The sequence below is a fragment of the Microbacterium sp. CPCC 204701 genome (assembly GCF_004010105.1).
Classification (GTDB): Bacteria; Actinomycetota; Actinomycetes; order Actinomycetales; family Microbacteriaceae; genus Microbacterium.
The window spans coordinates 1-2,959 of the sequence record NZ_RRYE01000355.1 but is presented as its reverse complement, the minus strand read 5'-3'; the positions used below and the strand labels follow the sequence as shown (position 1 = coordinate 2,959).

3 protein-coding genes and 1 pseudogene are annotated in these 2,959 nt (G+C 68.8%); all 4 read right to left on the bottom strand.

Annotated elements, in window-relative coordinates; genetic code table 11:
* The coding region (locus EIO58_RS15265) for an urease accessory protein UreF (protein ID WP_274543219.1) at positions 1-447 on the bottom strand (447 nt) is incomplete at its 3' end.
* 3 nt (positions 448-450) lie between these two features.
* Positions 451-2,175 carry an urease subunit alpha gene (ureC, locus tag EIO58_RS15260; RefSeq protein ID WP_127820231.1) on the bottom strand — a complete coding sequence of 575 codons (1,725 nt, stop codon included), beginning with the start codon at positions 2,173-2,175 and terminating at the stop codon, positions 451-453.
* A gap of 1 nt (position 2,176) precedes the next feature.
* A complete protein-coding gene (locus EIO58_RS15255; RefSeq protein WP_127820230.1) occupies positions 2,177-2,599 on the bottom strand; it encodes an urease subunit beta in 423 nt (140 codons plus the stop codon).
* 25 nt (positions 2,600-2,624) lie between these two features.
* Positions 2,625-2,959: pseudogene (locus EIO58_RS18955) on the bottom strand (hypothetical protein); the annotation flags it as partial.

The following is a 2,959-nucleotide window of genomic DNA, read 5'->3' as shown; positions in this document are numbered from 1 at the left end:
GGCCGTGACGACCGGCTGGCAGCCCGGCGCCTGCTTCGCCTTCACGCGCGCCGCCCACGCCGCGATGTCTGCGTCGCCGGGACCGCCCGCGAACGCCTCGCCGGCGATGTCGGCGAGCTGTCTGCCGCTGCGCGTGCTCGCGACGCGCAGCTCGGCGTTGAGCTTGGACGCGTGGAGCATCCGGTCGACGGCGGCCACGGCATCCCAGTCGCGAACGGATGCCGCGTCGTACGCGCGTGCGAGCGCCGTGGCGTCGCCGGGGCCGATGCCGGCGACGAGCAGATCCTCGAGCACGTCGAAGACGCCGTCGCGGTCGACGAGTCCCTGCTGGTGGAATCCCTCGAGACTGTGAGACATCGTGTAGAAGCCGCTCGGGAACGCCGAATCGCTCAGCTGCAGGCTCACCAGCAACCGGGCGACCGGCGAGTCCACGTGCGTTTTCGCCATGCCTCAGACCAGGTAGAACAGCTGCGTCAGAGGCAACGACTGCGCGGGCTCGATGTGGGCGGGCTCGCCGTCGACGGTGACCTTGTACGTCTCGGGATCGACGTCGATGACGGGTGCGGCGTTGTTGCGCACCATGTCGTCCTTGCCGATCGAGCGCGTGCCCTTGACCGGGAGGATCCGGCTCTTGAGTCCGAGCTGCTGCGGAACGCCCTTCTCGATCGAGACCTTCGACACGAACGTCGCCCGCGTCTGGTGGAGGGCCTGACCGAAGGCGCCGAACATCGGCCGGAAGTACACCGGCTGCGGCGTCGGCAGCGAGGCATTCGGATCGCCCATGAGCGCCCAGTTGATGAGCCCGCCCTTGATCACCATCTTCGGCTTCGCGCCGAAGGTGTCGATCGGCCAGAGCACGATGTCCGCCATCTTGCCGGGCTCGAGCGAGCCGACATAGTCCGAGACGCCGTGGGTGATCGCGGGGTTGATCGTGACCTTGGCGAGGTATCGCAGAACCCGGAAGTTGTCGTTGCCCTCGGCGTCTTCGGGAAGCCTGCCCCGCTTGTCCTTGCAGTGGTGCGCGGTCTGGAACGCGCGCGTCACGGACTCGCCGATGCGCCCCATCGCCTGGGAGTCGGACGAGAACATCGAGATGATGCCGAGGTCGTGCAGCACCGTCTCGGCCGAGATCGTCTCGGCGCGCACGCGCGAGTCGGCGAAGGCGACGTCCTCGGGGCTGTCGTACGACAGGTGGTGACAGACCATGACCATGTCGAGCAGCTCGTCGATCGAGTTCACGGTGTACGGAAGCGTCGGGTTGGTCGACGACGGCAGCACGTTGCTCTGGCCCGCCATCTTGATGATGTCGGGCGCGTGGCCGCCGCCCGCGCCCTCGGTGTGGAAGGTGTGGATCGTGCGGCCGTCGATCGCCGAGATCGTGTCTTCGACGAAGCCCGCCTCGTTGAGGCTGTCGGTGTGGATCGCGACCTGGACGTCGTACTCGTCCGCGACGCTCAGCGCCTGGCTGAGCGCAGCGGGCGTGCTGCCCCAGTCCTCGTGCACCTTCAGTCCGCCGGCGCCCGCCTCGATCTGCTCGATGAGCGCCTGAGGCAGCGAGCCGTTGCCCTTGCCGTGGATTCCGACGTTGACGGGCAGCTCGTCCCAGGCCTGCAGCATCCGGTAGATGTTCCACGCGCCCGGCGTGCACGTCGTGCCGTTGGTGCCGTCGGTGGGTCCGGTGCCGCCGCCGAACAGCGTCGTGATGCCGTTCGAGAGGGCGGCGTACGCCTGCTGCGGCGAGATGAAATGCACGTGCGGGTCCATGGCACCGGCGGTGGCGATGAGGTGCTCGCCGGCGATCACCTCGGTGCCGGGGCCCACCACGAGCTTGGGGTCGACGCCGTGCTGCGTCTGCGGGTTGCCCGACTTGCCGATGCCCACGATGAGGCCGTCCTTGACGCCGATGTCGCCCTTGACGATGCCGATGACGGGGTCCATGACGACCGCATTCGTGATCACGAGGTCGAGGGCGCCCTGCGTCTGGCTGGCCAGAGGATCCGCGCCCATGCCGTCGCGGGCCGACTTGCCGCCGCCGTAGACGATCTCGTCGCCGTAGCTGTCGGCTGCGAAGTCCTTCTCGATCTCGATGATGAGGTTCGTGTCGGCCAGTTGCACGCGGTCGCCGACGGTCGGCCCGAACAGGTCGGTGTACTGCTTGCGAGGGATGACGGCCATCTCAGTTGCTGCCCTTCTGCGCGTCCGGCGCGGTCGCCTTGCTCGCCGGCTCGCCGTTCTGGAAGCCGCGCTCGGTCATCCGCCGCAACGCCGCGGTCTTCGTCTGCGCAGCATCGAGGCTTCCGCCCACGAGCCCGTTGAACCCCACGACCCGTCGTGCCCCGGCGAACGCGACGAGCGTGACCTGTTTCGTCTCGCCGGGCTCGAAGCGCACGCCGGTGCCGGCGGGGATGTCGAGGTGCATGCCCCACGCCTGCTCGCGCTCGAACAGCATCGCGGGATTGACCTCGAAGAAGTGGAAATGCGACCCGATCTGCACCGGCCGGTCGCCGGTGTTCGTGACCCGCAGCGTGGCCGACGCACGGCCGGCGTTGATCTCGATCGTCTCGTCGCCGTGGTGATACTTCGGCTTTCTGCTGACCATGGGGTTCCTTCCTCCAGCTGCCGTGTCAGTGGTGGTGACCGTCGTGGGCGTCGACGAGCGGCGCCTCGTCGGCGTGCGGGTGGGAGTGCGCGTGAGGGTGCGGATGGGGATGAGGGTGGGGGTGCGTGTGCCCCGAGTGCCCGGCCTGGCTCTCTTCGAACGCGTGTGAGTGGGCGTATCCGTGTCCGTGGTCGGCCGCGAGCCCGTCGTCGATGCCGTCGTGACCCTGTGCGAGCGCCGCCAGGGCGTCGCGTACCCGCGTGCGGACCACACGCCCGACCGCGGAGTGGGTCATGAGCGGACCGAGGTCCTCGGCATCCGTCTCGGGAAGCCCGAGAGCGAACCCCGCCGGCACGGCCG